The organism is Comamonas sp. Tr-654, assembly GCF_011752915.1.
GTDB lineage: Bacteria > Pseudomonadota > Gammaproteobacteria > Burkholderiales > Burkholderiaceae_C > Comamonas.
The window spans coordinates 246,119-253,265 of the sequence record NZ_VWWQ01000008.1 but is presented as its reverse complement, the minus strand read 5'-3'; the positions used below and the strand labels follow the sequence as shown (position 1 = coordinate 253,265).

Here is a 7,147-nt window from a genome sequence, read left to right as displayed (position 1 = left end):
ATCACCTGCAGCCACGCGATCAGCCACAGCCACGGCTTGCGCCAGCGGGCGTGTGATGGAACGGATGATGGAAATGGCCAGAAACAAGGCCAGGGCAACGGCTACGGCTGCGGCCAGCACAACGTCCCGCTGCAAGTCACTGACGGCACTTTCGGCATTCTGGCTCGCCTCGACCATGTTCTGCGCCTGATACTCAACCAGCTCCTGAATGACGCGCTGATATTCCAGTTGAACCGGGATTTGCTTGTTAACCAGGACCTCCAGTGCGTCGTCAATACGCCCCTTATCGTGCAGGTCAAGAAACTCGCTGCTCAGCCTGAAATAGGTCTCGCGCAGTTGCTGGATGCGCGCCAGCAAGGCCGTACCTTTTTCGGACTGCACGAGCTTTGCCAAGGCTTCCAACTGCCCCGTGACCTCGGTGCGAGATGCATCGATTTGCTCGCGTGCCGACTTCTGAATATCCAATGCAGGAAAGAGCGCCAGATTGCGAAACTGGATGGCCTGGCTGCTGGTCCCTTCTGCGACGGCCCCCAGAGCCTTGGTGATCGGGTTATAGCGATGAACGATATCGTTCATCGCTTCACGCTGGGCAGACGACAGAAACAGCGTGATGCCACCCAACGCCATCAACAGCAGCACCATCACCAGAAATGAAATGGCAAGTCGTGTGGAAATCCTGAAGTGACACATTTCTACCTCCCTCCATCAAATGATTTCTGCTTTCACTGCATGGATGCGTGACGGTGTTTGAGAGATATCTTAGGAATGAAACACATTCACTTACACATTGGCGCACTTATTTGGTGCGAAGCAACCCAAGTGACAACTCACTAGCAAATTGCGTGCTATCAATTCGGGTTGCCCTGCTGCTTGCGTGATGCCCGCGAGAATGCCTGTACCCGGTGCTGCATTGACGCCAGTGCCTGCGGTTTACATGAACACGCCGAGCGCTCCCAGGAGCCCCCAAGACAGCCTCCAGTCACTGCGTTGCATGCATTCAAACAAATCAGTCGGTGGCAGTCCGGTGCGATTGCGCCTGCATGACCTGAGAGTCAGAAATTCGTAGAGAGCTGCGGAAATGGTGCTTCAGGCCAGCCCGCACTCTCCAGCTCATACCGAGCTGAAAAACAAAAATGCCTCACAAGAAAACCTGTGAGGCATTTTTTAAACTGGGGTGGCTGATGGGACTCGAACCCACGACAACAGGAATCACAATCCTGGACTCTACCAACTGAGCTACAGCCACCGTAGAAGTCTCTATTCTACTTCAGATTTTGAGCTTCAAATCAAATTTGTGAGCATCAAACGCTGAACTAGCAATGATTTCAAGGCATATGCCTCTCATCAAATAAAAACGCTCTGCGCTGCAGAGCGTTTTTCAAATCTGGGGTGGCTGATGGGACTCGAACCCACGACAACAGGAATCACAATCCTGGACTCTACCAACTGAGCTACAGCCACCGTAGAAGCATCTATTGTAATGCATAAATCAGGCAACAAATGAACTTGCGCCTGATTTAAATGCCTTACTGAGGACGCGGCACCTTGATCTGAACCTTGAAGATCTTCTTCAGCTGATCATAGTAAGCCATGACTTCGGCCATGGAAGCCCACTGCGTGAACTGCGCCTTCTGTTGCTCCAGCACCTGGGCATCTTGCGCAGGACGCTGGGCAATGCGATTGACCTTGATCACGGCATAACCGGCGTTGCCAAGATCGACACCTTCCCATGCAGGCAGGGCGTTGGTGGGAGCACGCAGTGCAGCATCCAGCACTTCACGCGGCAAGTCCTTGGCCTGATCGCGGCCCACCTCGACTGCCGCAGGCAGCTGGGCGGTTTCGGGCTTGGCCTTCCACTCGGCCATCTTGGCCTGGCCCTCTTGCTTGGCCAGCTCTGCAGATTGATGTGCGACGTAGAGCTGCTTGAGCTTGGCGCCCACCTCATCCATGGACTGAATGTGGGCAGGAGCGTAGCTCAGAACGCGGCCGGCCACCAGATTGCTGGGAGCCAGCTCCACGGCATCGGTATTGCGCTTGTTTTCCAGAGAGTCAGCGGAGAACAGTGCCTCCAGGAAACGCTTGTTGGCCAGAGGACCTTGCGCACCGGGGGCCGGCTCGCGCGTCACGTTCTCGGCCTTCTGAATGCTCAGCTTGAACTTCTCGGCCACCGGCTGCAGGCTCTCGGACTGCTCGTAGACAGCGTTGGAGAAAGCCTCGGCCACCTCCGCAAACTTGCGTTGGGCCTGCTGCTGCTTGAGGTCTGCTTCCAGCTTGGGGCGCATTTCCTCGAACGTGGGCACTTTGGGCTGCTTGATGCCGGTTAGCTCGATGATGTGAAAGCCGAAATCGGACTCCACCACATCGCTGATCTCGCCGTCCTTCATCTTGAAAACAGCTTCTTCAAAGGGCTTGACCATGGCATCGCGGCCGAAGTAACCCAGATCACCGCCGTTGGCAGCAGAGCCAGGGTCCTGCGAATTGGCCTTGGCCACCTGGGCAAAGCTCTTGGGATCCTTGCGCACCTGGGCCAGCAGCTGCTCTGCCTTGGCCTTGGCCTTTTCACGCTCTGCAGCGGGAAGATCCTTGGCCGCATTGATCAGGATGTGGCTGGCACGACGCTCTTCTGGGCCCGCAAGACGGGCTGCATTTTCCTTGTAATAGGTGCGCAGATCGTCTTCGCTCAGAACAATGCTCTTCTCTACCGTCGCCAGGTCCAGTTGCACATATTCCACGGCGGCAGCTTCGGGCTGCTTGAACTGGCTGGTGTGCGATTCATAGAAAGCCTTGAGTTCGGCTTCCGTGGGCTGCACCTTGCCCGCAAAGGCGCTGGCATCAAAACGGGCAACCTGAATTTCGCGGCGCTGATACAGGGCATCCATGGCCTGCTGCAGTTGTGCGGCAGTCGTGAAGCTGGTCGAGGACACGGCACCCAGCACCTGATTCAGAGCCAGTTCGCGGCGCAGATTGGCTTCAAACCCTTCTGGAGTCATGCCCTGCGAGCCCACCAGAGCCTTGTAGGCTTCGGCATCCAGCGAGCCATCGGGCTTTTGCAGGGAGGCAATCGCGGGAATTTCACGCAAGGTGCGCACCAACTGCGCATCGGGCGTTGTCAGGTGCATCTTGGTGGCAGCAGCCGCCAGCACGCGATCACGCACCAGCTTCTCCAACGTGGCATAGCGTGCCTCCGGAGAATCGAGCAACTTGGCATCCATGGACGGGTTCTGCGCACGCAGGCGATCACTTTCAGCCCGGTGAGCGTTGTCCCAGTCCTGCTGGGTGATGTCATGCCCATCCACGCGAGCCACAGTCTGGCTGGACTCGGTGAAGTAGTTCTGGTTGACCCCGACAAAAATGAAAGAGGGAATGATCAGCAAGAACAACAAGATCATCACGAACTTGGAATGCTTGCGGATGGATTCGAACATGGTCAATCTTTCTGCGGCAGCAAAAATAAAGGCGAACTTGCGTTCGCCTCATTAACAATGGTGAAAGCCGTGCGACCCGCTTGCGCCACCGACCGGGCCTCTACAGGGCACTGATGCTCTACAGAACTGCCATCCAACCTCCACCAACAGGGTTAGGCTAATCCTGCCCATTCTAACTGCCAGCTTTTCCATTGCTGCTGTAGAGCCAGTGCATCTTGCGCAGAAATACCCTGAACAATCGTCATCTGCCAGCCGCAGCAACGCCAAAACGCAAAAAAGGCTTAGAAATCTCTAAGCCTTTTTTGCGTTTTCTGTGGTGGGTCCTGACGGTCTCGAACCGCCGACCTACTCCGTGTAAAGGAGCCGCTCTACCAACTGAGCTAAGGACCCACTGAAACTGGGTGTCAGTTCAGAGCATCTTTCAATGCTTTGCCCGGACGGAATTTAGGCACCTTGGCCGCCTTGATCTTGATGGAAGCACCGGTACGGGGGTTACGACCGGTGCGAGCTGCACGCTTGCCAACAGCAAATGTGCCAAAACCAACAAGCGATACTGTACCACCTTTTTTCAGTGTTTTCTTCACTGCGTCGATCGTGGAGTCCAGTGCACGCGCAGCTGCGGCCTTGGAAATATCGGCGTTGTTAGCGATGTGCTCAATCAGTTCGGTTTTATTCACAAGATGCCTCTCGAGAAATAAGTGAATGGAATGTCTCTGCAAACGCAAACCTTGCGCAGCAAGAAACCAGTCGCGATAAAGACGGAAGCCAGCCTATCAGTTTTTGCGTATGGGCAAGCCCATTTTTTCCTGAAGCCGCTGACATTTTTGACGCCAACTCGCGCTGCGCATTCCAGCGACAGAACCAGATTCTATGCGGTTTTTGAGCGGGTTCGGCCATCCGCAGCGGCTTTTTTCAAGGTTCTTCCGTGTCGGCTTCACCAATTGACAACAATTGACAAAATCTGCAGTCCGGTCAAGTCGCGCGATGCGCTTCGGCAAATCTTTTTTGCCGCTCCGAGAACAACCCGCCGGACAGCAAAAAGCGCTTGATGAACAAGCGCTTTCAGGGAGGTTCGTTGCGGACTTCAGAGCCTGGCACGAATTTCGGGCAATGCCTTTTGCAGGTAGTAGACCATGGACCAGACGGTCAACACTGCGGCAATCCAGATCAGCCACTGTCCCCAGACGCCGGTATCGATCACTCCGAACGCCACTCCGTCATAGAGCAGAAAGGGAATGGCCACCATCTGGGCCATGGTCTTGGCCTTGCCGATCATGTGCACGGCCACGCTCTTGCTGGCACCGATCTGAGCCATCCATTCACGCAGTGCCGAGATGGCAATCTCGCGTCCGATGATGATCAGCGCCACAAACACGTCGGCGCGTTGCAGATGAACCAGCACCAGCAGCGAGGCACAGACCAGGAATTTGTCGGCGACGGGATCCAGAAAAGCACCGAATGCCGACGTCTGGTTGAGCTTGCGGGCCAGATAGCCGTCAAACCAGTCAGTGGCGGCAAACACGACGAACATCACGGTGGCGATGAGGTTGCGGGTCGCCTGATCCAGCGGCGCGTAAAACACCCCCACGATGAGCGGAATCGCCACGATCCGCGTAAGGGTCAGCACAGTAGGGATGGTGAAGAACATGGGTGTCATTGTGTCACGAGCAGGCTGCGCCAGCGCGGATTCGCGCTCGCTCAGCCCGCATCAATGCAGCGCCTTGTAGATTTCTTCGGCCAACGTTGCGGAAATGCCTTCCACGGTCATCAGATCGTCCACGCTGGCATCGGCCACGCCGCGCACGCCGCCAAAGCGCTGCAGCAATCGCGCCCGCTTCTTGGGTCCCACGCCCGCAATATCTTCCAGGCTGCTGCTGCCCGTGCGCACCTTGGCGCGGGCCGCGCGCATGCCGGTGATGGCGAAGCGGTGCGCCTCGTCGCGGATCTGCGCCACCAGCATCAGGGCCGCCGAATCGTGGCCCAGGTAGACCTTGTCGCGCCCGTCGGCAAACACCAGCTCTTCCAGGCCGACCTTTCGGCCCTCGCCTTTTTCAACGCCCACGATGCGCGAAAGATCTAGACCCAGTTCCGTGAAGACCTCGCGCGCCATGCTGACCTGGCCCTTGCCGCCGTCAACCAGCACCAGGTCGGGCAGATGTGGCTGCTTGCCGGTCAGCTCGGCGCCGCCCGCCTCGCGCTGCGCCTCGGCCACGGGTTTGTAGCGGCGCGTGAGCACCTGGCGCATGGCCGCATAGTCGTCGCCGCCGGTGATGCCTTCGATATTGAAACGGCGGTAGTCGCTGCTCTGCATCTTGTGGTGATGGAACACCACGCAAGAGGCCTTGGTGCTTTCGCCGCTGGTGTGCGAGATATCGAAGCATTCGATGGTCAGCTCATCGAGATTTTCGACCGGCAGATCCAGTGCCTCGGCCAGCGCGCGCGTACGCGCCTGTTGCGAGCCCTCTTCGGCCAGCAGGCGGGCCAGCTGGATGTCGGCATTCTTCTGTGCCATCTCCAGCCAGATGCGACGCTGCTCGCGCGGCTGCTGGACCACGGTGATGCGCACGCCGGTCTGCTCGGTCAGCAACTCCACCAGCCGCTTTTCCACGGGATGGCTGACGATGAGCGTGGGCGGCACGGCCACGCCGACATAGTGCTGGGCGATAAAGGCCTCCAGCACCAGCTCCTCCACGGGCCGCGCCTCGGCCGCGGCGTCCACCTCTTCCTCGCTGGAGTAGACCGATGCGGCATCGCCCAGATTCGCCGGGAAGTAAGGTCTGTCGCCCAGGTGGCGACCGCCGCGCACCATGGCCAGGTTGACGCAGGCGCGACCGCCCTGCACGCGCACAGCCAGGATGTCCACATCCTTGTCGTCGGTGGTTTCGATCGCCTGCTGGTGCAGCACGCGCGACAGCGCCGTGAGCTGGTTGCGCACCTCGGCCGCCTGCTCGAACTCCAGCTTGTCGGAGTGCGCCATCATGCGCGCTTCGAGCTGCTGCAGCAGCTCGCTGGTTTCACCGCGCAGCATGGCCTCGGCATTGCGCACATCCAGTGCATAGGCCTCGGGCGATATCAAATCCACGCAGGGGCCGGTGCAGCGCTTGATCTGATAGAGCAGACAGGGGCGGCTGCGGTTGGCAAATACCGTGTCTTCACAGGTGCGCAGCCTAAAGACTTTCTGCAGCAGCTGAATGCTTTCCTTGACCGCCCAGGCACTGGGATAGGGGCCAAAGTAGCGATGCTTCTTGTCCACGGCACCACGGTAGTAGGCGATGCGCGGGAACTCCTGAAACGCAGGTTCGCCCTCCTTGCCGTCACTGTGGGCTACACCGGTGATCTTGAGATAGGGATAGCTTTTGTCGTCCCTGAACAGGATGTTGTACTTGGGGTACAGCGTCTTGATGAGGTTGTTTTCCAGCAGCAGCGCCTCGGCCTCGGAGCGCACCACCGTGGTCTCCAGTCGCACGATCTTGCTGACCATATGGCCTATGCGCGTGCCGCCATGCTCCTTCTGGAAATAGCTGGAAACGCGACGCTTGAGGTTGATGGCCTTGCCCACGTAGAGCAGGACACCGGCAGCATCGAAATAGCGATAGACGCCCGGCAATGGCGGCAGCGCGGCCACCTGGGCCAGCAGTTCGGCGGAATGCGAGGAAGACATGGGCGCTATTGTCTGCGCATGTGGACGAATCCTGCAGCAAGCGGCCCAAACGGCCGGGCAG

Annotated in this window: 6 protein-coding genes and 3 tRNA genes; 1 reads left to right on the top strand and 8 read right to left on the bottom strand. The window is 58.1% G+C overall.

Annotated features, from left to right (window positions below):
• The 6 genes from F3J24_RS22385 to F3J24_RS22360 all read right to left on the bottom strand — a co-directional run.
• Positions 1-690 (bottom strand): MCP four helix bundle domain-containing protein (locus F3J24_RS22385; protein WP_205244913.1); only part of this gene is annotated, 690 nt, incomplete at its 3' end.
• 480 nt (positions 691-1,170) lie between these two features.
• A tRNA-His gene (locus tag F3J24_RS22380) sits at positions 1,171-1,246 on the bottom strand.
• 139 nt (positions 1,247-1,385) lie between these two features.
• Positions 1,386-1,461: transfer RNA gene (locus F3J24_RS22375), tRNA-His, on the bottom strand.
• A gap of 65 nt (positions 1,462-1,526) precedes the next feature.
• Positions 1,527-3,425 (bottom strand): SurA N-terminal domain-containing protein, encoded by a 1,899-nt coding sequence (locus F3J24_RS22370; protein ID WP_167010784.1) that lies wholly within the window; start codon positions 3,423-3,425, stop codon positions 1,527-1,529.
• A gap of 314 nt (positions 3,426-3,739) precedes the next feature.
• A tRNA-Val gene (locus tag F3J24_RS22365) sits at positions 3,740-3,815 on the bottom strand.
• 14 nt (positions 3,816-3,829) lie between these two features.
• Positions 3,830-4,102: an HU family DNA-binding protein gene (locus tag F3J24_RS22360; protein WP_167010782.1), complete on the bottom strand. Its 273-nt coding sequence runs from the start codon at positions 4,100-4,102 to the stop codon at positions 3,830-3,832.
• A 30-nt stretch (positions 4,103-4,132) separates the two neighbouring features.
• Here F3J24_RS22360 and F3J24_RS24860 point away from each other — a divergent pair, with 30 nt between their 5' ends.
• Positions 4,133-4,474 carry a hypothetical protein gene (locus F3J24_RS24860; RefSeq protein ID WP_205244924.1) on the top strand — a complete coding sequence of 114 codons (342 nt, stop codon included), beginning with the start codon at positions 4,133-4,135 and terminating at the stop codon, positions 4,472-4,474.
• 35 nt (positions 4,475-4,509) lie between these two features.
• Here F3J24_RS24860 and pgsA read toward each other — a convergent pair whose 3' ends face one another.
• Positions 4,510-5,073, bottom strand: a complete 564-nt coding sequence (gene pgsA / locus F3J24_RS22355; RefSeq protein WP_019043474.1) for a CDP-diacylglycerol--glycerol-3-phosphate 3-phosphatidyltransferase — start codon at positions 5,071-5,073, stop codon at positions 4,510-4,512.
• A 60-nt stretch (positions 5,074-5,133) separates the two neighbouring features.
• Positions 5,134-7,086, bottom strand: a complete 1,953-nt coding sequence (gene uvrC, locus F3J24_RS22350; protein WP_167010780.1) for an excinuclease ABC subunit UvrC — start codon at positions 7,084-7,086, stop codon at positions 5,134-5,136.
• Positions 7,087-7,147 lie beyond the last annotated feature (61 nt).

Bases quoted from the DNA above. Each gene is read 5' to 3' on its own strand.
- pgsA (WP_019043474.1), bottom strand. From the start codon at position 5,073: ATGTTCTTCACCATCCCTACTGTGCTGACCCTTACGCGGATCGTGGCG.
- F3J24_RS24860 (WP_205244924.1), top strand. From the start codon at position 4,133: ATGTCTCTGCAAACGCAAACCTTGCGCAGCAAGAAACCAGTCGCGATA.
- F3J24_RS22370 (WP_167010784.1), bottom strand. From the start codon at position 3,425: ATGTTCGAATCCATCCGCAAGCATTCCAAGTTCGTGATGATCTTGTTG.
- uvrC (WP_167010780.1), bottom strand. From the start codon at position 7,086: ATGTCTTCCTCGCATTCCGCCGAACTGCTGGCCCAGGTGGCCGCGCTG.